The sequence below is a fragment of the Streptomyces sp. NPDC021100 genome, from assembly GCF_044333095.1.
Classification (GTDB): Bacteria; Actinomycetota; Actinomycetes; order Streptomycetales; family Streptomycetaceae; genus Streptomyces.
Window position 1 is genome coordinate 170,967 of record NZ_JBIRQH010000005.1, and the last position, 22,381, is coordinate 193,347.

21 protein-coding genes are annotated in these 22,381 nt (G+C 74.0%); 6 read left to right on the forward strand and 15 right to left on the reverse strand.

The genetic code is table 11. The annotated features are described in order from the left end of the window. The first annotated feature begins 243 nt into the window (after positions 1–243). A complete protein-coding gene (gene lysA / locus ACH4PU_RS12885; protein ID WP_398270350.1) occupies positions 244–1,641 on the forward strand; it encodes a diaminopimelate decarboxylase in 1,398 nt (465 codons plus the stop codon). A 105-nt stretch (positions 1,642–1,746) separates the two neighbouring features. Here lysA and ACH4PU_RS12890 read toward each other — a convergent pair whose 3' ends face one another. From ACH4PU_RS12890 to ACH4PU_RS12900, 3 genes are all read right to left on the reverse strand, one after another. Then, the gene (locus ACH4PU_RS12890; protein ID WP_398270353.1) at positions 1,747–2,598 is read right to left on the reverse strand and encodes a helix-turn-helix domain-containing protein; all 852 of its coding nucleotides are present in this window, start codon (positions 2,596–2,598) and stop codon (positions 1,747–1,749) included. A 172-nt stretch (positions 2,599–2,770) separates the two neighbouring features. Continuing rightward, positions 2,771–3,316 (reverse strand): GNAT family N-acetyltransferase, encoded by a 546-nt coding sequence (locus tag ACH4PU_RS12895; protein ID WP_398270356.1) that lies wholly within the window; start codon positions 3,314–3,316, stop codon positions 2,771–2,773. Positions 3,317–3,584: 268 nt separating this feature from the next. Continuing rightward, positions 3,585–4,517 (reverse strand): LysR family transcriptional regulator, encoded by a 933-nt coding sequence (locus ACH4PU_RS12900; protein ID WP_398270359.1) that lies wholly within the window; start codon positions 4,515–4,517, stop codon positions 3,585–3,587. A 115-nt stretch (positions 4,518–4,632) separates the two neighbouring features. Here ACH4PU_RS12900 and ACH4PU_RS12905 point away from each other — a divergent pair, with 115 nt between their 5' ends. From ACH4PU_RS12905 to ACH4PU_RS12915, 3 genes are all read left to right on the forward strand, one after another. Beyond that, positions 4,633–5,478: an alpha/beta hydrolase gene (locus tag ACH4PU_RS12905; RefSeq protein ID WP_398270362.1), complete on the forward strand. Its 846-nt coding sequence runs from the start codon at positions 4,633–4,635 to the stop codon at positions 5,476–5,478. 153 nt (positions 5,479–5,631) lie between these two features. Beyond that, complete coding sequence (locus ACH4PU_RS12910) at positions 5,632–5,913, forward strand: hypothetical protein (protein WP_398270365.1); 282 nt, start codon at positions 5,632–5,634, stop codon at positions 5,911–5,913. Beyond that, complete coding sequence (locus tag ACH4PU_RS12915; RefSeq protein ID WP_398270368.1) at positions 5,883–6,083, forward strand: L-2-amino-thiazoline-4-carboxylic acid hydrolase; 201 nt, start codon at positions 5,883–5,885, stop codon at positions 6,081–6,083. Before ACH4PU_RS12910 ends, ACH4PU_RS12915 begins: the two co-directional genes overlap by 31 nt. On the opposite strand, the gene ACH4PU_RS12920 is transcribed toward ACH4PU_RS12915, so the two are convergent. The 6 genes from ACH4PU_RS12920 to ACH4PU_RS12945 all read right to left on the reverse strand — a co-directional run bounded on the left by ACH4PU_RS12920 (position 6,070) and on the right by ACH4PU_RS12945 (position 13,756). Beyond that, entirely contained in the window at positions 6,070–6,870 is an 801-nt protein-coding gene (locus ACH4PU_RS12920; RefSeq protein ID WP_398270371.1) for an MgtC/SapB family protein, read from the reverse strand. The genes ACH4PU_RS12915 and ACH4PU_RS12920 overlap by 14 nt on opposite strands. A 217-nt stretch (positions 6,871–7,087) precedes the next feature. Beyond that, entirely contained in the window at positions 7,088–7,525 is a 438-nt protein-coding gene (locus ACH4PU_RS12925) for a hypothetical protein (protein WP_398270375.1), read from the reverse strand. A 151-nt stretch (positions 7,526–7,676) separates the two neighbouring features. Then, positions 7,677–9,569, reverse strand: coding sequence for an FG-GAP-like repeat-containing protein (locus tag ACH4PU_RS12930; RefSeq protein ID WP_398270378.1), 1,893 nt, complete (start codon positions 9,567–9,569; stop codon positions 7,677–7,679). A 113-nt stretch (positions 9,570–9,682) separates the two neighbouring features. Further along, a complete protein-coding gene (locus tag ACH4PU_RS12935; protein WP_398270381.1) occupies positions 9,683–11,215 on the reverse strand; it encodes an alkaline phosphatase D family protein in 1,533 nt (510 codons plus the stop codon). Positions 11,216–11,359: 144 nt separating this feature from the next. Further along, positions 11,360–12,355 carry a hypothetical protein gene (locus ACH4PU_RS12940; protein ID WP_398270384.1) on the reverse strand — a complete coding sequence of 332 codons (996 nt, stop codon included), beginning with the start codon at positions 12,353–12,355 and terminating at the stop codon, positions 11,360–11,362. A 453-nt stretch (positions 12,356–12,808) separates the two neighbouring features. Continuing rightward, positions 12,809–13,756 (reverse strand): DMT family transporter, encoded by a 948-nt coding sequence (locus ACH4PU_RS12945; protein WP_398270387.1) that lies wholly within the window; start codon positions 13,754–13,756, stop codon positions 12,809–12,811. 25 nt (positions 13,757–13,781) lie between these two features. On the opposite strand from ACH4PU_RS12945, the gene ACH4PU_RS12950 reads away from it, so the two are divergent. Next, positions 13,782–14,306 carry a CGNR zinc finger domain-containing protein gene (locus tag ACH4PU_RS12950; protein WP_398270390.1) on the forward strand — a complete coding sequence of 175 codons (525 nt, stop codon included), beginning with the start codon at positions 13,782–13,784 and terminating at the stop codon, positions 14,304–14,306. Positions 14,307–14,586: 280 nt separating this feature from the next. Here the strand turns inward: ACH4PU_RS12950 and ACH4PU_RS12955 are convergent, their stop codons facing one another. The 3 genes from ACH4PU_RS12955 to ACH4PU_RS12965 all read right to left on the reverse strand — a co-directional run bounded on the left by ACH4PU_RS12955 (position 14,587) and on the right by ACH4PU_RS12965 (position 16,659). Next, the gene (locus tag ACH4PU_RS12955) at positions 14,587–15,153 is read right to left on the reverse strand and encodes a dihydrofolate reductase (RefSeq protein ID WP_398270393.1); all 567 of its coding nucleotides are present in this window, start codon (positions 15,151–15,153) and stop codon (positions 14,587–14,589) included. Then, on the reverse strand, positions 15,150–15,947 hold the full coding sequence (locus ACH4PU_RS12960) for a thymidylate synthase (protein WP_398270396.1): 798 nt from the start codon (positions 15,945–15,947) through the stop codon (positions 15,150–15,152). The genes ACH4PU_RS12955 and ACH4PU_RS12960 overlap by 4 nt, the downstream gene beginning before the upstream one ends. Positions 15,948–16,074: 127 nt before the next feature. Beyond that, positions 16,075–16,659, reverse strand: coding sequence for a TetR/AcrR family transcriptional regulator (locus ACH4PU_RS12965; protein WP_398270399.1), 585 nt, complete (start codon positions 16,657–16,659; stop codon positions 16,075–16,077). 103 nt (positions 16,660–16,762) lie between these two features. Between ACH4PU_RS12965 and ACH4PU_RS12970 the strand changes: the two genes are divergently transcribed. After that, on the forward strand, positions 16,763–17,149 hold the full coding sequence (locus tag ACH4PU_RS12970) for a nuclear transport factor 2 family protein (RefSeq protein ID WP_398270402.1): 387 nt from the start codon (positions 16,763–16,765) through the stop codon (positions 17,147–17,149). A gap of 46 nt (positions 17,150–17,195) precedes the next feature. Here ACH4PU_RS12970 and ACH4PU_RS12975 read toward each other — a convergent pair whose 3' ends face one another. The 3 genes from ACH4PU_RS12975 to pucD form a co-directional block, all read right to left on the reverse strand. Next, on the reverse strand, positions 17,196–18,329 hold the full coding sequence (locus ACH4PU_RS12975; RefSeq protein ID WP_398270405.1) for an XdhC family protein: 1,134 nt from the start codon (positions 18,327–18,329) through the stop codon (positions 17,196–17,198). A gap of 52 nt (positions 18,330–18,381) precedes the next feature. Next, positions 18,382–19,851: an NCS2 family permease gene (locus ACH4PU_RS12980; RefSeq protein WP_398270408.1), complete on the reverse strand. Its 1,470-nt coding sequence runs from the start codon at positions 19,849–19,851 to the stop codon at positions 18,382–18,384. 91 nt (positions 19,852–19,942) lie between these two features. Beyond that, positions 19,943–22,270, reverse strand: coding sequence for a xanthine dehydrogenase subunit D (gene pucD, locus ACH4PU_RS12985; RefSeq protein WP_398270899.1), 2,328 nt, complete (start codon positions 22,268–22,270; stop codon positions 19,943–19,945). Between the last annotated feature and the right edge of the window lie 111 nt (positions 22,271–22,381).

Sequence of the window (22,381 nt, forward strand, 5' to 3'; positions counted from 1 at the left end):
CAGGCCGCAGGCCGCAGGCCGCAGGCCGCAGGCCGCAGGCCGCAGGCCGCAGGCCGCAGGCCGCAGGCCGCAGGCCGCAGGCCGCAGGCCGCAGGCCGCAGGCGAACGCCCCACATCCGCCCGGAGGTACGCCGCACCGGAGAAGCCACCGAAACCACGGACGCCGCCCCGGTACCTCCGACCTCCACCCTCCCCACCAGCCCACCCGTGCCCCTCCAGGCCCGCAACCGCCGAAGGAACCCCATGCCCGTCCCCCACCCTGCCCCGCTCCCGCCCGCGCCCATAACCTCCGCACCTCCCGCACTCCCCACACCCCCTACACCTCCCGGGGCCCCCGAAGCCGCCGGCCCGGCGCCCCTGTGGCCCGCCTCCGCCCATACCCTGCCGTCCGGCGAGGTGGCCGTCGGCGGGGTCCCCCTGGCCGAACTCGCCGACCGCTTCGGCACCCCGGCGTACGTCCTCGACGAGGACGAGGTCCGCGCCCGGGCGCGCGCCTGGCGTGCCGCGCTCCCCGACGCCGGGATCGCCTACGCCGGCAAGGCGTTCCTCTGCCGCGCCATGGTCCGCTGGATCGACGAGGAGGGGCTGGACCTCGACGTCTGCTCCGCCGGGGAGCTCGACCTCGCCGTGCACGCCGGTTTCCCCGCCGAGCGCGTCGTGCTGCACGGCAACGCCAAGAGCCCCGCAGACCTGCGCGCCGCGCTCCGGTTCGGCGTGGGCCGGATCGTCCTGGACAGCGCGGGCGAGATCGCCCGGCTCGCCGCGCTCGCACCCGCCGGGACCCGGCAGCGGGTGCTGCTGCGGGTCGTCCCGGGGGTGGCCGCGGGGGCACACGCGGCGGTACGGACAGGGGTGGAGGGACAGAAGTTCGGGCTGCCGATCGCGGGCGGTGAGGCCGAGGACGCGGTGGTACGCATCCTGGGCCAGCCGCGGCTCGAACTGGTCGGCCTGCACTGCCATCTCGGCTCGCAGATCACCTCCACCGACCCGTACACGGTCGCCGTCCGGAAGCTCGTCGAGCTGCTCGCCCGGCTGCGCGACCGGCACGGCGTCACCCTGCCCGAACTGGACCTCGGCGGCGGCTTCGGCATCGCCTACCGTCCCGGCGACCCGGCCGTGGACCCCGCCGCGTACGCCGACCGCGTCACGGCGGAACTCGCCCTGCGCTGCGCCCACGCCGAACTCCCCGTCCCCCGGCTGACGGTCGAGCCGGGCCGCTGGATCGCGGGCCCCGCCGGGGTGGCCCTCTACCGGGTGCTCGCGGTCAAGACGACGGGCGGGCGCACCTTCGTCGCCGTCGACGGCGGCATGAGCGACAATCCCCGTCCCGCCCTGTACGGCGCCCGGTACACCGTCCACCTGGCGAACCGTTCCTCCCTGGCGCCGGCCCGTGCCGTGACGGTGGTCGGCCGGCACTGCGAGGCCGGCGACGTCCTCGCCGAGGACGTCCCGCTCCCGGCCGACCTCCGCCCGGGCGACCTCCTGGCGGTCCCCGCCGCGGGTGCGTACCACCTGTCCATGGCCTCCGCCTACAACCACGTCGGCCGTCCGCCCGTGGCGGCGGTCTCGGGGGGCCGGGCGCGGCTCGTCGTGCGCCGGGAGACGCTTGAGGATCTGCGGAGCCGCGACGTCGGGGTGTAGGGGGTGTGCCCCGGTCCCTCCCTCTCACCGTCTCTGCGGGGGCCGGCCCCCGCACCCCCGAAACCGCGCTCCGCGCGGTTGTCCTCAAACGCCGGACGGGGCACCTCAAAGCTCCCGCGCCAGCGCGCGGATCAGAGCCCGGGACTCCTCCCGGTCCAGGGCCGCGTTCTCCATCCACGCCAGCTGCCCCCGGCACTTCGTCAACTGCAGCTCCGCGTGCCAGAACAGCGGCCCGAGCTCGGAATCCAGCTGCGCCGTGTCCAGTTGCCGGACCGGCCCCTCCGCGTACAGCAGTGAGTGGCCGGCCCCGGGAAAGGCGCCGCTGGAGACGGGGACGACCCGCAGCACGACATGGTCCAGTTCGGACACCTCGGCCAGATACTCCAGTTGGCGCCGGGTCACGTCCCGGCCGCCGAAGCGGGTGCGCAGCGCGGTCTCGTGGATGTAGCCGACGTAGTCCAGCGGCCGGTCCCCGCGGAGGACGCGGGCCCGTTCCATCCGGAAGGCCACCCGGAGCTCCACCTCCAGCCGGGTCGGCGGCGGCAGGACCGCCGCGAAGATCGAGCGCGCGTAGTCCTCGGTCTGGAGGAGCCCGGGGAGGTGCATGACCTGGGAGGTCAGGACTCGTTCCGCGTGCCACTCCAGTTCCGCGATGTCGAGCATGCCCGGCGGCAGGTCCGCCCGGTACCGCTCCCACCAGCCTTGTTTGCGGTCGGTGGCCATGTCGGCGAGGGCCTCGATGTACCGCTCGTCGGAACACGCGTAGTTGCAGGCGAGGATGCGCAGTCTCTCCGGCGAGACGACGCGCGTCCCGGACTCCATGTGGGAGATCTTCGTACGGTCGACGCCGAGCAGGCGGGCGGCGTAGTCGGTGGAAACCCCGGCCGCGGTGCGCATCTTGCGCAGCTCGCTCCCCAGCCTCTTCTGGCGTTCGGTGGGTGTCGTTCTGGGCGGCATGCGCCTTTCCTACTGGCTTGCGGTCGCGCCCGGCCCGGTACGGGCGTCCGTTCACCCGATGGAGGCATGAGCCACCGGCGGGGTGGCACAGGTGCCCCCGCCGCGGGAGGGCACGCCGGGCGGCCCGCGCACCCGGCGCACGCATCGGCTTGCGTACGGCGCGGGGGCGGTGTCACACCTCGCGGCGCATGCACACCCGCGGCCACCGGTCCAGCCCGTGCGCGGCCTCCCGCTCCCGGACCGCCCGGAGCTCCGGGGTGATCTCGTCCGCGGCCAGCCGGCGGAAGCCGCAGCGCTCGTAATAGGGCGCGTTCCAGGGGACGTCGGCGAACGTGGTCAGGGTCAGCGCGGGGATCTCCGCGGCACGGGCGACGGCCGCGAGGTGCTCCAGCAGGGCCCGCCCGACACCCCGGCGGGCGGCGTCGGGGTGGACGGAGACCTGCTCGACGTGGAGGTTGCCGTCGATCCGGTCGGCGAGGAGGTACGCGACGACCGGCGAAGCGCCGTCCGCGCCCGGGCCCCCGTCCGCGTCCCGTCCCCCGGCCTCCGTCACCACCCAGGCCCGCCCGGCCCGGCGGTACGCCTCCAGCTCGTCGAGCGGAAGCGGCTCGTCTGCGGCGATCTCCGCCATGCCGACCTCGTGGAACCGTTCGCCCGCGGCCCGTTCGACGTCCTGGAGGAGGGGCAGTTCGGCGGGGTGGGGAGGGCGTATGCGCATGGGGCCAGTGTGGCGGGCGGGGGCACGGCACGTCGAACCGTTAAGCCGAATCCCTAACTGATCGTTCCCGACCGTGGGCTGCTCCGGAGTGACGGCCTGGCGCCGGCTGCGGGACCGGACCAAGGCCGGCGTCCGGCCCCGCCCGCACGCCGCCCTGCCCTGCCCTGTCCTGCTCGACGAGTTGCGCCGAGCCGACCTGCTGGACCCACGCGAGGCCGCTTGCGCCCGATGGCCGGATACGTGCAGGGGAAGGGACGACCGGCGCGCATCACGTGTGGCTCTGGATGCGGTCGTCGAGTGCGGCGCCGACGTCGGGGCAGTTGGCCCGGATGGTGTCGAGGAAGGCGCGCAGCACCGGGGACTGATCGCGGGCCGCGAAGGACAGGACGAGATTGGGCAGGGGCGTGCGCGGGGTCACTTCACAGAACCGCACTCCCGGACGCGGGACCGCCCTCATGCGGGACGGCCCCAGGCCGACGCCCACGCCGGAGGCGGCGAGGCCGATGATCGTGTGCACGTCCCTCGCGACGATCGCGCCGCCGAGAGCCGACGAGTCCGCGCCCAGCAAAGTGCGCAGTCCGGCGACCACGGCGGGCTCATCCTCGCCGGCCGAAACGATCAGCGGCTGTCGCCGCAACTGGGCGGCGTTCACCGACAGTTGCCCCGCGTACGAGTGCGCCGTACTGACCACAGCGATCACGTGGTCGCGTCCGATCGGGACGGACACGAGGTGCTCGGCTCCGGCACCCCGTGGGGGGCCGAGAGTGATGGCCACGTCCAGCTCACCGGCGACGAGAGCTGGGCTGCTGCGGCTGGTCGCCATCTCGTGCAGTTCCAGTCTCACGTCGGGCCGTTCACGGCGGAACCGGCTCAGGACGCCCGGCAGCGGGTCGAGCAGTGCCGAGGCGATGAACCCCAGGCGCAGACGTCCCGTCTCACCGCGCGCGGCCCGGCCCGCGTCGACCGCGGCCGCCGCGATCTCGTCGAGCGCGCGGCGTGCCCGTGCGAGGAACGCCTCGCCGGCGGCGGTCGGGAACACGCCCTGACGTGTGCGGTCGAACAGCCGGGCCCCGACCTCGCGCTCCAGGTCGGCGATCTGCTTGGACAGCGGCGGCTGCGCGATGCCCAGTTCGCCGGCCGCCCGGCCGAAGTGTTCGTGCTCGGCGAGAGCAACCGCGTACCGCAGGTGTCGGGCTTCCATGACCCTTCCCTCACTCATCGGTCCGTCGGCTGCTGGTGATACCTCAAAAGTATCGCCATGCCACTCACCAGATCTATGCGTGGATGGTGCTGCGGTTCCCGTCTGGAATGGATCCATGAAGAACGTTCCTCTGACCGACACCGTCTTCGTTCTCGTGCACGGCGCCTGGCACGGTTCCGGGCAGTGGGCGGCGACGCAGCGCGCGCTGGCGGGACTGGGCGCCGCGAGCGTGGCCGTCGACCTGCCGGGGCACGGCTTTGACGCACCCCTGCCCACCGGATACCTGCTGCCCGGCCAGCCGGGCCTGTTGACCGAGACGTCACAGCTCGCCATCCTGACGATGGACGACTGCGCCGAGGCGGTACTGAGTGTCCTGCGCCAGGTGCGTCACCATCGCACTGTCGTGCTCGTCGCGCACAGCGCGGGGGGCGGTCCCGCGTCCCTGGCCGCGGAGCGGGCGCCCGAACTGGTGGATCGGATCGTCTACCTGTCCGCTTTCGTCCCGGGCGGGCGGCCGCGGTTCTTCGACTATCTGGGCTCACCCGAGAACGCCACCGCGCTGGGCCGAAACCTGAACCTCGGCGACCCCGAGGCCCTGGGCGCCGTACGGATCAATCCACTCTCACCGGATCCCGCCTACCTCGACGAACTACGGGAGACCCACTACCACGACACCCCTCCGGCCCGCTTTGACCGGTGGCGGTCCGCGCTGAGCCCTGATCTGCCCCTGGCGATCCCGACGACTCCGGTCCACCTGACCGCGGCACGGTGGGGACGCCTTCCACGAACGTTCCTGCGCTGCGCCGACGACCGGGCGCTGGCACCGGCCGCGCAGGACCTGATGATCGCGGAAGCCGACCGGGCCTTCCCCGGCAACCCGTTCACTGTGCGTACCCTGCCCGGCAGCCACAGCCCGTTCGCCGCCCGGCCGGGCGAGCTCGCCGCGGTCCTCGCCTCGTGAGCCGGCATCGGCCCGTGAAGGGTCCCCCTTTCCCGAGCAGGGGACGGCTCGACGCCCCGGCGACGAGCGGCTCGTACCGCCGGTCGTGCTGAGCTCGGCATTCGTGCGGTTGCCCAACGTCACCGCCGCGCAGACCGCCGCCCCCCTGACCTGGTGGACCAGACCCACCTCGCCATCGAGGCGTTCTTCACCACGCTCGTGCGGAACCAGCCCGTACCGGACGGCCTCGCCTCCCGCCTCCGCGACCGGTACGAGCGCCTCCGCACCGAGCAGCGGCACCTGACCGAGGACGCGCTGTCCCGCCACCACCTCGCCGTCCCGGCCGCGTACCGGGAGCTCTCCCCCGGGCTCCCCGACCAGGAGCTGCTGCCGCTCCTGGAGTGGAGCACTGCTCCTACCACCAGGTGCCGGAGGCGAACGGCGCCGGGCGGCTGACGCCGGTGCTCTGTGCCTTCGACGCCAACCGGAGCGACGCCGTCGACCCGGAGCGGCACGGCTTCGCCTTCGAGCGGCCGACGACCATCGGGCACGGCGGCCCGCACTGCCCGTTCACGTTCCGCCGCACGACCGGGCGGGAGGGCCCGTCCGGGATCACCGCCCCGTGAACAGGTTCCGCACCCGCCGCCGGGCCCGGCCGGCCGGCCCGTAGTCGTCGTCCCCGTCCCCCTCCGACTCCTCGTCGGAGGCGTTCAGGACGGTCCAGCTGACCGCCGAGACGGCCGGTTCGAGGGAGAGCCGGCTGACGGCCTCCTCCAGGAGGCTGTCGTCGCGGCGCTCGGTGGTCAGGTCGGCGGAGACGGTGACCTTCCCGGCGTCCTCCGCGTCGCGGCTGTGCACCGAGCGCAGCCGGAAGCCGGGGCGGCCGACGGCCTGGACGACGAGGGTGCGGACGTGGGCCTCCTCGGGTTCGGTGCAGACGACCTCGAAGTGGTAGTCGGTCGCCACCTCCGCCCCGCCGCGCGGCTCCCGGTCCAGCCGCCGGGCGAGCGGCCGCAGCAGGGTGTTGGCGGCGACGACGCCGGCCGTGCCGAGGATCGCGATCACGTACAGCCCGGTGCCGGCGAGCGCGCCGACGGCGGCCGAACACCACAGGGTGGCGGCCGTGTTCAGACCGCGCACCCGCAGGCCGTCGCGCATGATGACGCCCGCGCCGAGGAAACCGATCCCCGAGACGATCTGCGCCGCCACCCGGGAGCCGTCGTAGCCCGTGGTGCTGGTGGCGTCGGAGAAGCCGAACGTGGAGAGGAGCACGAAGAGGGCGGACCCGGCGGCGACGAGGGCGTTCGTCCGCAGCCCCGCCATCCGGGCCCGCCACTGGCGCTCCAGCCCGATGACCGAGCCCAGCCCCAGCCCGGCCCCGATATTGGCCGCCATGTGCCACTCCTGCACCATCGTCCGTCTCCTTCCCCATGCTCTCCGCGTCGCTTTGATATCGGCGGGACGCGGCCGGCTGTTGAATCGGCGCGGCGACAGGCCGCCACCGCCGCAGGGCCGCAGGAGCCACCCCCGTCCCACCGAGACCCGGCGGGCGCCTGCCCCGGCCAATCTCTTCCATAACCGGCGGACGGCGGGAAATCCGGGCGACAAGGACGGGCGGACGCGCGCGGCGCTATCCGCAGTCGCCCAGGACGGACCCGGAGTCGACGGGCGAGTACGTGGCGTACAGCAGAAAGGGTTCGAGCGGGACCGTGAGCACGGCGGGCCACGCGCCGATGTACGCCACGAGCCCCACCCCCGTCCCCGCGAGCCGGACACCGTGCCGGCGGCAGAACTGCCTGGCGAGCAGGACGCAGACGACCACCGCCGAGACCCCGAGGGCCGGGCCCGTCCACGCGGCGACGTGCTCCGCCGTCGGAAAGGACAGGCGCCGGCACGCCGCCTGCTGCCGGTCCACCCAGTCGCCGTCGATGCGCTGCACCTGCCAGGAGGTGACCACGCCGACGACGGTCGCGAACGGCACCCAGAGCGCGGCGACGAGCGTGGCGGGGGTGTGGGGGCGCCGTGGTCCGGTGCGGCCGCCGGACGGGGGCGCGGCAGAGACGTCCATGGGTACCCATCGAGGTCGGAGAGCGTGGACAGAGTGGGCAGCATGGCGGAAGCCGGCCACGAGAAAAGGGGAACGGGGCGGCCCCGGTCGTTCACCGGTGCCGCCCCTTCCACGCCGCTGTGCCGCCGCGTGCGTCGTCAGACGCGTCGGCTCACGGCGACACCATGGTCTTCCAGGTGCCGATCCGCTTCGGGCCCGTGCCCTCGTAGAGGGACGTCTCGCCCTCGACCCAGCGGACCAGCAGGTCGGCGCGCCGGCCGGAGCCGGTGAAGTCGCCTGCCGCCATCGCGGAGTTGCGGGTGTACGAGGGGTGGGCGGGCTGGAGGACGGCGCTCCCGCCGAGGCGGCCGGACGTCGCGGTGATGCCGGAGAACGCCTCCAGCTTGCCGTCCGCGCGGCGGACGAGCAGGTCGGCGCCCTTGCCGGAGAGCTGGGCGGTGGTGAGGGAGACGGCGTCCTTCCAGGCGGCGTCCTTGCTTGCCAGGGTCCGCTCGCGGCCGGTGCCGCTGCCGGTGACGCCGCTGTGCAGGGTGACGTCGCCGTCCTTCCAGCGGACGACGACGTCGTTCGCCTTACCCGCGTCGAAGGCGCCGGCGGTGATCGCCGTCGCGTACTTCCACTCGGAGCCGGCCTGCTGGACGACGTACTCCTTGGTGCCGGTCAGCCGCGCCGCGCTGATGTCGGAGTACACGCTCACCTTGCCGGTGGAGGTGTCCTTCTTGTCGTCCTTGGCCCACAGGACCATGAGGTCGGGGCGGCCGTCGCCGGTGAAGTCGCCCGTGGTGACCGAGCGGGCGTTCTTCCAGAAGCTCTTCTGCTTGGCGAGGGTGCGCGGGGTGCCGAAGCCGCCGCGGCCGTCGCCCGGGTAGAGCGTGGCCTCGCCGTCCTTCCAGATGACCAGCAGGTCGTCGTGGCCGTCGGCGTCGACGTCGGCGGCCATGACGTGGGTGGCGTACTTCCAGTCGCTCGCGGGACCGGCCAGCCGGCCCTCGTACAGGCCGCGCGGCGCGGCGCTGCCCGGGGCGCGGTCGGCGACGGCGGCACGGTAGAGGTCCTGGATCTCCTGCCCGTAGAGGGGCGAGTAGCTCATCCAGTCGTCGTGGCCGGAGCTGCGCGGCGGGCCGCCGCCGTAGTAGCCGCCGACGTTGCCGATGACGTCGCCGGTGCGGGTCTTGGCGTTGTATCCGGTGACCCACGGGCCGCCGGAGACGCCGCCGTAGAACCCGGCGCACCGCATCAGCATCTGGCGGAATCCCGCGAGCCGCTCGGTCGGCACGGTGCAGCTGATCGCCCGCTGGCCGTTGCCGCTGAGGTGCGGGTAGCCGTGGACGGTGACCTGGTTGGCGAGGCGCGGGGTGTCACGCAGCCGCAGCCCGGCGCCGGTGACCTCCTCCACCTGCTTCTTGCGCTGGTACTCCGGGCCGACGCGCAGGAACGCGAAGTCGAGGTCGGAGTCGGCGCCCATGCTGTTGGGCTGGTAGTTGGCGTACGTGAACGCCTTCTGGACCGGGTAGCCGCCGAAGGGCTGGTCCTTCACCGCCTTGCCCTTGCGGAACTGCGGGATGAAGATGCCCTTGTCGGCCGCGTGCTTGGCGCAGTGCCCGGCGGTGAGGACGAGGTTCCGGTGCGCGCTGCGGACGATGCTCGCGGAGCAGTACGTGGCGCCCGTGGCCTTGGTGTCGAAGAAGAACGTGCCGACGGCGGGTATGCCGTCCCCGTACACGCCCTGGGGGGTGCCCTTGGGGGCGGTGCCGACGGGTCCGGGCGGGGCCAGCTGGGAGACCCGGGGGCGCGGGGACGCGGCGGGCGCGCCCCGGCCGGCGTCCAGCGGCACGGCCGAGGCGAGGCGGTCGGCCGTCCAGAACTTCTCGACGGCGGACGGGGTCGCGCGGGTGGCGGGGGCCGACGCGGAGGGCGTGGGCTTGGATGCGGTACCGGAGCCCGAGCCGGAGCCGGGGGCCGCCACGGCGGCGGTGGCGGAGGCGCCGCAGGCCGCCATGGCGAGGACGGTGGCGAGGCTCCGGGACCATCTGTGAGGTGTCAAGACGACTCACTGCACTAGGGAACGGGGGACAAATATTCGACCGAATATTTGCACAGTGCAGCGATCGTGGAGCCGCCGGGGTGGGTGAGGCCGGCGGCCCGTCCTTCCCTCTCTTACGCGGGGACGAACCCCGGCCGCCCCGCCCGGGACACGAAGCTCGCGTCGGTGCCGACGGGCGCCCCCGGCCGCGTGGCGTACGGCAGGACGCGGTAGTCGGCCCGGACGCCGTCCGGGGTGAAGGTGACGACCACGTAACCCCTCCGCTCCGCGTAGTACTTGATGTGCGGATTGACCCGCATCACGTTCTCCCAGTCGTCCGGCCGCCCGACCCCGTCGAACCCGCTGGACACGGATGTGCCGACGATCTCGACGCCCAAGGTCGCGGAGGCGGGGTCGTCGAAGTCCTCCTTGATGTCCATCGCGTAGTGCACGTGGACGTCGCCGGAGAGCACGACGAGGTTGGCGATGCCCGCGTCCCGCGCCCCCTGGAGGATCCGGTGGCGCGAGGCCGGATACCCGTCCCAGGCGTCCATCGAGACCTTGGCCCGCCCGACGTTCCCCTTCCGCTGACAGAAGGCCACCTGCTGGACGACGACGTTCCAGAGGGCGGTCGAGCCCCGGAAGCCGTCCAGCAGCCACGCCTCCTGCTCGGCCCCGGTGAGCGTGCGCGCGGGGTCCTCGGACTCGGGCCCGGGGTACTTCCACCCGTCCCCGTACGCCTGGTCGGACCGGTACTGCCGGGTGTCGAGGACGTCGAACCGGACCAGGTCCCCGTACCCGAACCGCCGGTACAGCAGCGCGTCCGGACCGCAGGGGCGCTGCGCCTCGCGCAGCGGCATGTGCTCCCAGTACGCGCGGTAGGCGGCGGCGCGGCGGCGCAGGAACTCGTCGGCGGGCAGGTTGTCCTGGGAGACGGCGCCGGCGTAGTTGTTCTCGACCTCGTGGTCGTCCCAGGTGACGATCCAGGGGTGCGCGGCGTGCGCGGCCTGAAGGTCCGCGTCGGTCTTGCCGAGCGCGTAGCGCAGCCGGTAGCCGTCGAGGGTGGTCAGCCAGTGGTTGAACACCTCCGGGAGCTGCTGTGCCCCGGTGTAACCGCGGGCCCCGGCCTGGGCGTTGATCTCGTTCTCGTAGATGTAGTCCCCGACGAAGAGGACGGCGTCCAGGTCGTCCTCCCGCGCGAGGTGCGCGAGGGCCGTGTAGTACCCCTCGTCGTACTGCTGGCAGGAGGTCAGCCCCACCCTCACCTGGTGGACGCCGGCCCCGGGCGCGGGCGCCGTCCGCGTCCGCCCCACCGGGCTGGTCCACGGCCCGCAGCGGAAGCGGTACCAGTACGTCCGCCCCGGCTCCAGACCGTCGACCTCGACGTGCACACTGTGCGCGTCCGCGCCGTCGGCGGCCGCGGTCCCGTGCTGGACGACATCCCGCAGCTCCTCGTCCGCCGCGACCGCCCACTCCACCGGAATGCGACACTCCGGGGGTAACCCGCCGTCCGCCTCCAACGGCCGCGGCGCCAGCCGCGTCCAGAGCACGACCCCGTCCGGGAGCGGATCACCGGAGGCGACCCCGAGGGTGAACGGATCCCCGCCCACCTCCTGCCCGCTCAACTCCCTGTCCGACCGCCGCTGCCGCCGCATCTCGCGCGTCATGCGCTCCACTCCCTCCGGTCACGGAGCCCGACGGGAGGAGGGTACCGCCGGGAGCGGGGGGCGGGATCCCGTCGTGCGGGGTCGGGGGGCACGTGGCGGGTCGGGGGCGGAGCCCTTGTGGCCGACCCACCGCGCCACCGCGGCTCAGGCCCCGGGCGCGGACGAGCAGGCCGGGCACGCCGTGACGCGAGCCGGGTCGTAGCGGCGGTAACCGCAGGCGCACAAGGGCCAGTCGAGGCAGGCGGGGCACTGGCGGTAGGGGGCGGCGACGGGGACGCCGCAGGCGCCGTCCCTGCCGGTGCACTCGGTCATGGGCGGGCGGTGGGCGACGGCCTCGGCCGGGGTGCGGTCCGCCGTTCGGGACGGTTCCCCGTCGGGCTCCTCGCGGGTGGCGGACGGGCCGGGGAGGGGCGCGTGGCCGCGGCAGGCGGGGCAGGGGCGGTCGGGGTCGTCCGGGTGGAAACCGTCTTCGCAGCCGGCGTGGCAGCCGGCGGGTGCCAGGAGCCACAGGACGACGTCGTCGGGTCCGTAGCCCTCCCGCCGCTCGTCGGCGTCGCGCCGCAGAGGGCGGTTCGACCAGCCGGTCCACCAGCGGCGTTCGACGCGCTCGACGAGCTGGCGCGCCGTGCGGTGGTCCAGTTGCGCCCAGATCGTCCGCATCGCCTCCGGCGGGTAGGCGCCGCCGCAGGCGCGCAGGAGCCGGTCCGGGACGGCCGCCAGGACCGCCCGCAGCGGGTCGCGGGAACCGGCCTGCTCCAGGCAGCGGTCGCAGCGGTCGCGGGCGGTGGTGTGCGGGTAGAAGTGGCGGCGCCAGCGGCGTTTGCGGTCCTTGCGCGCCCCCGGCTCCACCACGTGGACGGTGAAGTCGCGTTCCGGCAGCGGTCCTTGGCAGGTGCGGCACCTGCCCTGGCAGGTCAGGCACCGGCCGCCCGCCGGGGAGGGGGCCTGGCAGTCCGGGCACTCCCGCCGGCAGACGTCGCACAGGTGGTCCTCCGGGTGCGGCACCGGCAGCCAGCGGTAATCGCCCTGGCAGCGGATGCACTTGGCCGGGTTGACCTCGTCGTTCGGGGTGGGGAGGACGGGGCGCCCGGGGCACAGGTCGCAGCAGACGAACGCGTTCCCGTGACGGCGTCGGATCATGTGCGGCGCTCCCGGCGGGGTGGGCGGCGGGCCTGCCAGGGTAGCGGCTGCGGGCGGGCGCGGGCGCGGACCGGCACTTCGCGGGAACCGAGAAGGTGAACGCATGGACCCGCGATGACCTCACGCACCGCGAGGACCCCACGCCCCACGCGGACGCCGCGTACCGCACGGACGCCGCGGGCTCCGAAGCGGCCGAGACCTGGCGGCCGTCGGTCGCCGGGCACGGACGCTGCGCGCGACCGCGTCCTCGCCCGGAAGGCCACTCGTCTCGGCAGGGGCGCGGATCGGTGGGCCGAAGCGCGCTGCCCGGCGCGACGGACACCACGTCCAGGAGCCGGCTCCCCTGCCGGGCCGACAGGCCATCGCCCCACGCCTCCGCCGCCGCCTCGGCCTCCGCCCCGACCGGGCGTGGTGCGGCGATGGCGCCGATACCCCCGGGCGTACCCGGGAGACTCATGCGGCGGCGGCCGTCCCCGCCGCGTCCTCCCCGTGGTCGGCCGTCCACGCGGTGACGACCCCGGCCATGACGAGGACGCCGCCCACGACGCTTGCGGCGGACAGCCGTTCGCCGAGGAGCGTGACGCCGCCGGCCACGCCGACGACCGGCTCCAGGAAGAGGAGGAGGCCCGCCCGGCGGCTCCCGATCCGCGCCACGGACACGTTCCAGAGCAGCATGCCCAGCACGGTGCTGCCGAGAGCGAGGAAGAGCACCTCGGCCACCGCCCCGGGCGGCGCGGTGGCCGGCCGGTGCGGGTCGAGCGTCCCCACGAGCGCCAGGTACGGAACGGCTCCCGCCGCCGTGGACGCGGCCGTCGCGGCGCTGGGGCCGCAGACGGTGCTCAGGGGACGCAGGACGATCGTGTAGGCGGCGAAGAACAGCGTTCCCAGCAGGACGAGCCCGAGTCCCGCGGCGGTGCGGGCACCGGCGTCGCCGGGCCGGAGGTCCGGGCCCGCGATGACGGCGATCCCGGCGAGGGCGACCGCCGAGCCGGCCCAGGACCGGCGGGGCGCGCGCTCCCCGAGGAACAGCCGGCTCAGCACCAGGATCCAGACCGGTTCGCCCGCCAGGACGAGGGCGCTGGTCGAGGCGGGCAGCCACTGGACGCCGACGGCCACGGGCAGGTTGTAGCCGACCATGCCGAGCAGCCCGGCCGCGACGACACGCAGGACACCGGCACGGTCCAGTCGGCGCAGCACGCGTACGCACCACGGCAGGAACACCAGCCCGGCGACGAGCGCGCGCACCACGGCGAGGGGCAGCGGCTCCAGGTGTGCGACGGCCGCCCGGGTGGCGACCGGGGCGAGGCCCCACGCGGACACCGCGGCCAACCCGCTGAGAAACGGAGCGGCCGTACCCGCACCTGGTGTCACATCGGTCGCACCCCTGCTCGAGAGACTCATGACGTCACGGTGCTGTAATGGCCTTGTGCAGTTCAACACTTACACCTCGGCAGGGGCGTTCATCGCGGCCGCACTGGTCAACGAGCCGAGCGCGACCGCGCTCACCGACGTCCTGGCGCGTCACGCGGTCCACCGGCCGACCGCCGATGACGCGGCGATGACCGAACTGCGGCCCTGGGCCGGGCGGTTGCGCGTCGTCTTCGAGACCACCGGCCCCGAACAGGCCGCCGCGGCCGGCGCGCTCCTGGTCGACGCGGACTGCCGCCCCCGCCTGGTCGCCCACGACGGACTGCCTCACCACCTGCACCCCGCGCCCCTCGACACCGACCTGGTCACCCGCGTCAAGGCCCTCACCGCGGCCGGCCTGGCCCAGCTGATATCGGACGGCGCCGCCGACCGCCTAGGCCACTGCTCCCGCACCGGATGTTCCGTCGTCTTCGTCGACGTCTCCCGCAACGGCCGCCGCACCTTCTGCAGCGTCCGCTGCGCGAACACCGTCAACGTCCGCCGCCACCGCGCCCGCCGCCGCACCGGTTCCTCACGCGGGTGACCTCACTTCCGCGACCGCCCCGGCGGCGGAACAAGCGGATCGGGCGGATGCCGCGCGCTTCCACCGCCGGGCACCCGGGCGCCGTCCCGGCGGGTCTCGGCCGCGGCCTCTTCCGCCCGGGCCGGGCCGGACAGGTGGCAGAAGGTCACGTCGAAGCCGTCGGCGGCCCAGGGGCAGGAACACGGCCCGGCCGATGCCGCGCGAGCCGCCGGGGACGGATCACGTCGCCGAGGGCGTTCGGGTACTCACCGGGTGCCGCGTGTACAGGGGAGGGATGCTGTCACCGGACATATCCGCGCATGCGGTAGCGCAGTCCGGAGGTGGCGGACGACCGCCAGCCGGTGTCCTCGGTGGCCGTCCACGACCCGTCCACGGCCGGGGCGTACGTGTCGCCGTCCACCGCCACGTCGACCTCGGTCACCGCGAGCGCCGTGGCGTACTCCAGGGCCGCCCGGTAGATCTCGCCGCCGCCGATCACCCACACCTCGGCGGGCGCGGACGCGTCCTGCGGCTCGGCGGCGAGCCGCAGCGCCTCGGCGACGGACCCGGCGCGGTCCGCGCCGTCGGCAGCCCAGTGCGGGTCGCGGGTGACGACGATGTTGCGCCGGCCCGGCAGCGGGCGGAACCGCGGGGGCAGCGAATCCCACGTCCTGCGCCCCATCACGACCGGATGGCCGAGGGTGACGGCCTTGAAGTGGGCCAGGTCCTCGGGCAGGTGCCACGGGATCGCGTTGCCCGCGCCGATCACACCGTCGCGGGCCTGCGCCCAGATCAGCCCGACCGTCGTCCGGCCGCCGTTCGTCCCGCCGCCGCTCGTCCGGCCGCCGTCCGCCGACGCGTCGCTCATACCGCGACCGGCGCCTTGATCGCCGGGTGGTGCCGGTAGTCGACCACCTCGACGTCGGAGTACGCGTAGGAGAAGAGCGAGTCCGCCTGCCGCAGCCGCAGCGCGGGGAACTCGAACGGGGTGCGCGAGAGCTGCTCGGTCACTTGCTCGACGTGGTTGTCGTAGATGTGGCAGTCGCCGCCGGTCCAGATGAAGTCACCCGGTTCCAGGCCGACCTGCTGCGCCACCATGTGCGTGAGCAGGGCGTAGCTGGCGATGTTGAACGGCACGCCGAGGAACAGGTCCGCGCTGCGCTGGTACAGCTGGCAGGAGAGCTTGCCGTCGGCCACGTAGAACTGGAAGAAGGCGTGGCACGGCGCCAGGGCCATCTTGTCCAGCTCGGCGACGTTCCAGGCGGAGACGATCATCCGGCGGGAGTCCGGGTTCCGGCGCAGCGTGTCGAGGACCTCGCTGATCTGGTCGATGTGCCGGCCGTCCGGGGCGGGCCAGGAGCGCCACTGCGCGCCGTAGACGGGACCGAGGTCGCCGTTCTCGTCGGCCCACTCGTCCCAGATGGTGACGCCGTGCTCACGCAGCCAGCCGACGTTCGACTCGCCGCGGAGGAACCACAGCAGCTCGTACACGATGGACTTGAGGTGCACCTTTTTGGTGGTGACCAGGGGGAATCCCCGCGAGAGGTCGTACCGCAGCTGGTGCCCGAAGACACTTCGGGTGCCGGTGCCCGTCCGGTCGGCCTTGGCCGTTCCGGAGGTGAGCACTAGCCGCAACAGGTCTTCGTACTGGGTGTCCGCCACGGGCGTCGATTCTACCGGCCGCCCGGACGGGACCTCTCCGCGGCCGTCGCGGTCCGCCCCGGGGCCGGGCCCGCCGGGCGGGTGGGGTCACCCGGCGGGCGGATCCGCACGGCGCGGCCGGCGGCCGTCAGCCGGGGGAGCCGGCCGGGTGCTCGGCGCACAGCTCGGCGACGAGGTCCCGGGCGTAGCGCTCGTCCGTCCCGGGGACGGAGAACACCACGCGGAAATAGAGGGGTGCCACGACACGGTCGAGCACCCGCTCCAGGGAGGGCGGCGTCCCGCCGCGGCCGGCGGCCGCCTCCAGGGGAGCCCGGAAGCGGGCGCTGACCCGTTCCAGGCAGGCGCGGAGGCCCGCCCTGCGGTCGTCCACGTCCGGCGCCACCTCGGCACGGAAGAACGCCACGCCTCCCGGCCGGGAGAGGTCGGCGAGCGTCCACACCGCCGCCCGCTCCAGGTCCTGGCGGAGGTCGCCGAGCAGTTCGGGCGCCTCCTCTTCCTGGCGGCTGTCCGCCACGTCCGCGAGCAGGGCCGAGGTCGTCCCCCAGCGCCGGTACACCGAACTGGGGTGGACGCCGGCGCGGCGCGCCACCGCCGGGACGGTCACCTTGTCGGCGCCGATCTCACCGACGAGATCCACCACCGCCTGGTGAACGGCGGAGCGGATGCGGGCGCTCCGGCCACCGGGGCGGCTGTCTTTGCTTTTGGCGGTCATCCCCCCATCTTAAAGCGAAGGATTGCGCTTTAGCTCTTCGCCTGCTTGAGTGGGGTTAAAGCGAAGTTCATCGCCTTAACCCCAGCATCTTCGTGGAGGAACCATGCCCCAGTACGAGGCCGCCCACCGACTCGGCGTCCGTTTCCACGCCTTCCTCAGCGCCGGCGACTGGGACGGCATCCGCTCACTGCTCACCGACGACGCCACCTGGACGCTGCCCGGCGACAACGCGATCTCCGGTACGGCGGAGGGGGCCGACGCGGTGGTGGAGCGGGCCCGGAAGATCGCCTCCTACGGCGTCGACTTCGAGCTGCTGCACATCCTCGTCAGCCGCGAGAACATGGCCCTGTCCCTGCACAACACCGCCCGCCGGGGCGACGTACGGCTGGACGAACACCTGTCCACCGTCTGCCGCCTGCGCGACGGCAAGATAGCGGCCATCGAGACGTACCTGTCGGATGTCGACGGGATGAACGCCTTCTTCGTCTGAGCCGCTTCACCCCGCGTCGCTTCGTCCGCTTTCGCGGCCTCCCCCGTCAGCACCTCGCCCCCACCGCCACCGCCCGGTGAATCGGTACCCCGGCCCCCCGCAGCGGCGCCCCCGACCCGCCCCTGCGGACCGCGACGATCTCCGCCGCGATCGACAGGGCCGTCTCCTCCGGTGTCCGGCCGCCCAGGTCGAGACCGATGGGCGAGCGGAGGCGGGACAGCTCCGCCTCCCCCAGCCCCGCCGCGCGGAGGCGGGCGAGGCGGGCGTGGTGGGTGCGGTGGGAGCCCATGGCGCCGACGTAGGCGAGGGGGAGGCGGAGGGCGCGGACCAGGAGCGGGATGTCGAACTTCTCGTCGTGGGTCAGGACGCAGACGGCCGTGCGCGGGTCCAGGTGGCGCTGCCCGTCCAGGTAGCGGTGCGGCCAGTCGACGACGACCTCGTCCGCGTCCGGGAAGCGGGCGCGGGTGGCGAACACCGGACGGGCGTCGCACACCGTGACGTGGTGGCCGAGGAACTTCCCGACGCGCGCCAGTGCCGCCGCGAAGTCGATCGCGCCGAAGACGATCAGGCGCGGCGGCGGGACACTGGTCTCGATGAGCAGTTCGGCCGGCCGGCCGCAGTACGCGCCGTCGGCGACCGGCGTCAGGACGCCGGTACGGCCGGTGGCCAGGAAGGCGGCGGCCTCGTCGGCCGCCCGCCGGTCGGTCGCCGGCGCCGTCGCCGCGCCGACCGACCCCGAGAAGGCGCCGTCCGGACGGACCAGGAGGGCGCCCGGTTCCGCGTCGGACAGGGAGCGGACCAGCGCCACGGCCTCCCCGCCCGCCGCCGCCGACAGCGCCGCCTCGTACCCGCCCCGCCAGGGGTCCGCCGCCCGGACCGGCGTGATCAGGACCTCGATCACGCCTCCGCACGTCAGCCCTACCGCGAACGCGTCCTCGTCCGAGTAGCCGAAGCGCTCGCGCCGGGCGGAGCCGCTCTCCAGCGCCTCGCGGCAGAGCTCGTAGACGGCGCCCTCGACGCAGCCGCCCGAGACCGAGCCGATCGCCGTGCCCGCCGCGTCCACGGCGAGGGCGGCGCCCGGCTGTCTCGGGGCGCTGCCGTGGACGGCGGCGACGGTGGCGACGGCGAAGTCGCGGCCCTCCGCGCACCAGCGGTGCAGGTCTTCCGCGAGGTCCAGCATGACGGAACGTTCCTTCCCTGCTCTCTCGCTACTTTCTCTTCCACTCGGTCCGCTAGGTGACGCCCAGCCAGTTCTCGATGGGGTGCAGCGCGAAGTAGACCGTGAAGACCGCCGTCAGCACCCACATGAAGGTCCCCGGCTCCCGCCACCTCCCTTCGGCCGTTCTGATCGCGGTGTAGGCGATCACCCCCGCGCCGACCCCCGCCGTGATCGAGTACGTGAACGGCATGAGGACGACCGTGAGGAACGCGGGGACGGCCACCGCCCGGTCGTTCCAGTCGATGTGCCGCGCATGGCTCATCATCATCGCGCCGATGACCACCAGCGCCGCCGCGGCGACCTCCCCCGGGACCATCCGGGTGAGCGGGGTGAAGAAGAGGCAGGCGGTGAAGAGGAGGCCGGTAACGACGGACGACAGTCCGGTACGGGCCCCCTCGCCGACGCCGGTCGCGGACTCGATGAACACCGTCTGGCCCGACGCGCCCGTGACCCCGCCGATCGCCCCGCCCGCGCCGTCGACGAGCAGCGCCCGGCTCAGCCCGGGCATCCGGCCGCGGTCGTCGGCGAGTCCGGCCTCCGTGCCGACGCCGATGATCGTGGCCATCGCGTCGAAGAAGCCGGCCAGGACGAGGGTGAAGACGATCACCCCGACACTCAGCGCGCCGAGCGAGCCCCAGCCGCCGAAGGAGACGTCGCCGAGGAGGGAGAAGTCGGGCAGGGAGACGGCGCTCCCGTGGAGTTCGGGGGCGCCGGACTGCCAGGTGCCGGAGCCGGGGTCCGCGACGGCGTTGACCGTGACGGCCAGGACGGTGCCGGTCACGATGCCGATGAGGATGGCGCCCGGGACGTTCCGCGCCTGGAGCATGAAGACGATCAGGAGCGTCACGCAGAAGACCAGCACGGGCCAGCCGGCCAGCTCGCCCGCCGGGCCGAGGGTCACCGGCCCGCCGCCCTTGGCCGCGTGCACGAACCCCGCCTTCACCAGGCCGATGAGGGCGATGAACATCCCGATGCCGATGGTGATGGCGTGCTTGAGCGCCAACGGGATGGCGTTCATGACGAGTTCGCGCAGCCCGGTGAGGACCAGCAGGACGATGACGCCCCCGTACAGCACGCACATGCCCATCGCCTGCGGCCAGGTCATGTGCGGGACCACCTGGCTCGACAGCACCCCGGAGACGCCGAGCCCGGCGGCGAGCGCGAGCGGGACCTTGCCGACGACGCCCATGAGCAGGGTGCAGACGGCGGCGGCCAGCGCGGTCGCCGTGATGAGGGCGGCGTGGCCGAGGGTGCGGCCGGACGCGTCCTTGCCGGACAGGATCAGCGGGTTGAGCAGCACGATGTAGGACATCGCCATGAACGTCGTGACGCCGCCGCGCACCTCGCGGGCGGGGGTGGAACCGCGTGCCGAGATCTGGAAGTACCGGTCGAGCCGGGCGAGCCGGGACCTGCCGGCCGGGGGACACGAGCCCGCGCTCGCGCCCGCGGCCGTGGCCGCCGGCTCCACGGATGGCTGCGTCATGGTGTCTGCCTGCTCCTTGGGTGCCGGGCGGTGCGATGCCGATGGGGGTGAGGGATGTGGGGGGATGGGGGGGCACCCGCCTCGGCCGCTCTCAGCCCCCCGTCAGATGCTCCGGCCGCACCGGCACCCTCCGCAACGCCAGCCCCGTCGCCTGCCGGATGGCGGCCACGACGGCGGGGGTGGAGGAGAGCGTCGGCGCCTCCCCCACGCCCCGCAGCCCGTACGGCGCGTGGGGGTCGGCGAGTTCGAGGACGTCGACCGGCATGGCCGGGGTGTCGAGGATGGTGGGGATGAGGTAGTCGGTGAAGGAGGGGTTGCGGACCTTCCCCGTGACCGGGTCGACCGCGATCTCCTCCATGACGGCCAGCCCCAGCCCCTGCGTGCTCCCGCCCTGGATCTGCCCGGTGACGGAGAGCGGGTTGAGGGCCTTGCCGACGTCCTGGGCGCAGGCCAGTTCGACGACCTTGACCAGGCCCAGTTCCGTGTCCACCTCCACCACCGCGCGGTGGGCGGCGAAGGAGTACTGGACGTGGCCGGTCCCCTGGCCGGTGCGGAGGTCGAACGGTTCGGTGGGCCGGTGCCGCCACTCCACCTCGGCCTCGACGGGCTCCTCGCCCTCCAGGACGTCCGCGAGGGCCGCCAGCACCTCACCTCCGTCGGTGACGACCTTGCCGTCCTCCAGCAGGAGTTCGGCGGTGGCCCAGGCCGGGTGATACGTGCCGAACTTCGTCCGGCCGAGGTCCAGGACGCGCTCGCGGACGGTCCGGCAGGCGTGCCGGACGGCGCCGCCCGTGACGTACGTCTGGCGGGAGGCGGACGTGGAACCGGCCGATCCGACGCGGGTGTCGGCCGGGTGGATGGTCACCTGGGAGACGCCCAGTTCGGTCCGGGCGATCTGGGCGTGGACGGTGACGCCGCCCTGCCCGACCTCCGCCATCGCCGTGTGCACGGTGGCCACGGCCTCCCCTCCGGCGTACTCCAGCCGCACCCGTGCCGTGGAGTAGTCGTCGAAGCCCTCCGAGAAGCCGACGTTCTTGATGCCGACCGCGTAGCCGACACCCCGCACGACCCCCTCGCCGTGCGTGGTGTTGGCGACCCCGCCGGGGAGCGCCCGCAGGTCGGGGCCGCCGCCGGCGGTCTCCCACTGCCGCTCGGGCGGCATCGGCATCGCCTGCACGCGGCGCAGTAGTTCGGCCACGGGGGCGGGCGAGTCGACGGCCTGCCCGGTCGGCATCACCGAGCCCTGGGACATCGCGTTGCGGCGCCGGAACGCGACCGGGTCGAGGCCGAGTTCGGCGGCCAGCCGGTCCATCTGCGCCTCGTAGGCGAAGCACGCCTGGACGGCGCCGAAGCCGCGCATCGCGCCGCAGGGCGGGTTGTTGGTGTAGAGGGCCAGCGCCTCGACGTCGACGTTCGGGCATTCGTAGGGCCCGACGGAGAGCGAGGCGGCGTTGCCGACGACGGCCGGGGACGAGGAGGCGTACGCACCGCCGTCCAGGACGATGCGGGCCGTGACGTAGAGGAGCCGGCCGTCGCGGTCGGCGCCGTGCTCGTAGCGGAGCCTGGCCGGGTGCCGGTGGACGTGCCCGAAGAAGGACTCGAACCGGTTGTAGACCATCTTCACCGGCCGGCCGGTACGCAGCGCGAGCAGACAGGCGTGGGCCTGCATGGACAGGTCCTCGCGGCCGCCGAACGCGCCGCCGACGCCGGAGAGCGTCATCCGCACCTTGTCCTCGGGCAGGCCGAGGACGGGCGCGATCTGCCGGAGGTCGGCGTGCAGCCACTGCGTGGCGATGTAGAGGTCGACGCCGCCGTCCTCGGCGGGCACCGCGAGGCCCGACTCGGGGCCCAGGAACGCCTGGTCCTGCATCCCGACCTCGTACTCGCCGGTGACGACGGCCGCCGCCCGGGCCTTCGCGGCGGCGACGTCGCCGCGCCGGACGGGCTGCCGGTGGACGATGTTGGGGTGCGGGACGTGGGCCGCATGACCGTCCGTGCGGCCGGGGTGGAGGACGGGCGCGCCGGGGGCCGTCGCGCTCGCCTCGTCGGTGACGACCGGGAGTTCCTCGTACGCCACCCGGATCTTCGCGGCGGCGCGGCGGGCGGTCTCCGGGTGGTCGGCGGCGACGAGCGCGACCGGTTCGCCGTGGTGCCGGACGACGCCGTCGGCGAGGACGGGGGTGTCCTGGAGCTCCAGCCCGTAGCGGGTGGCGGCCGGGAGGTCGTCGTGGGTCAGGACGGCGTACACACCCGGGGTGGCCAGGGCCTCGACGACGTCGACGGAACGGATCCGGGCGTGGGCGTGCGGGCTGCGCAGGGTGTGGCCCCAGAGCATGTCCTCGTGCCACAGGTCGGACGCGTAGGCGAACTCGCCGGTGACCTTGAGCGTGCCGTCCGGGCGGAGCGTCGACTCGCCGATGCCGCCGCGGGTGCGGCTGCCCTGGGTGAGCGCGGTGGAGGCGGGGCGGCCGGGGGGCCTGCCGGGGGACGTCGGGCCGCTGGGGGCGGGGCTCTTCACGGCGGGGCTGTT

Coding starts and splice junctions, on each gene's coding strand:
- ACH4PU_RS12895 (WP_398270356.1), bottom strand. CDS start 3,316: ATGCGCATACGCCCTCCCCACCCCGCCGAACTGCCCCTCCTCCAGGAC.
- ACH4PU_RS12980 (WP_398270408.1), bottom strand. CDS start 19,851: ATGACGCAGCCATCCGTGGAGCCGGCGGCCACGGCCGCGGGCGCGAGC.
- ACH4PU_RS12935 (WP_398270381.1), bottom strand. CDS start 11,215: ATGACGCGCGAGATGCGGCGGCAGCGGCGGTCGGACAGGGAGTTGAGC.
- ACH4PU_RS12905 (WP_398270362.1), top strand. CDS start 4,633: ATGAAGAACGTTCCTCTGACCGACACCGTCTTCGTTCTCGTGCACGGC.
- lysA (WP_398270350.1), top strand. CDS start 244: ATGCCCGTCCCCCACCCTGCCCCGCTCCCGCCCGCGCCCATAACCTCC.
- ACH4PU_RS12890 (WP_398270353.1), bottom strand. CDS start 2,598: ATGCCGCCCAGAACGACACCCACCGAACGCCAGAAGAGGCTGGGGAGC.
- ACH4PU_RS12955 (WP_398270393.1), bottom strand. CDS start 15,153: ATGAGCGACGCGTCGGCGGACGGCGGCCGGACGAGCGGCGGCGGGACG.
- ACH4PU_RS12965 (WP_398270399.1), bottom strand. CDS start 16,659: ATGACCGCCAAAAGCAAAGACAGCCGCCCCGGTGGCCGGAGCGCCCGC.
- ACH4PU_RS12920 (WP_398270371.1), bottom strand. CDS start 6,870: ATGGTGCAGGAGTGGCACATGGCGGCCAATATCGGGGCCGGGCTGGGG.
- ACH4PU_RS12925 (WP_398270375.1), bottom strand. CDS start 7,525: ATGGACGTCTCTGCCGCGCCCCCGTCCGGCGGCCGCACCGGACCACGG.
- ACH4PU_RS12945 (WP_398270387.1), bottom strand. CDS start 13,756: ATGAGTCTCTCGAGCAGGGGTGCGACCGATGTGACACCAGGTGCGGGT.
- ACH4PU_RS12900 (WP_398270359.1), bottom strand. CDS start 4,517: ATGGAAGCCCGACACCTGCGGTACGCGGTTGCTCTCGCCGAGCACGAA.
- ACH4PU_RS12940 (WP_398270384.1), bottom strand. CDS start 12,355: ATGATCCGACGCCGTCACGGGAACGCGTTCGTCTGCTGCGACCTGTGC.
- ACH4PU_RS12970 (WP_398270402.1), top strand. CDS start 16,763: ATGCCCCAGTACGAGGCCGCCCACCGACTCGGCGTCCGTTTCCACGCC.
- ACH4PU_RS12975 (WP_398270405.1), bottom strand. CDS start 18,329: ATGCTGGACCTCGCGGAAGACCTGCACCGCTGGTGCGCGGAGGGCCGC.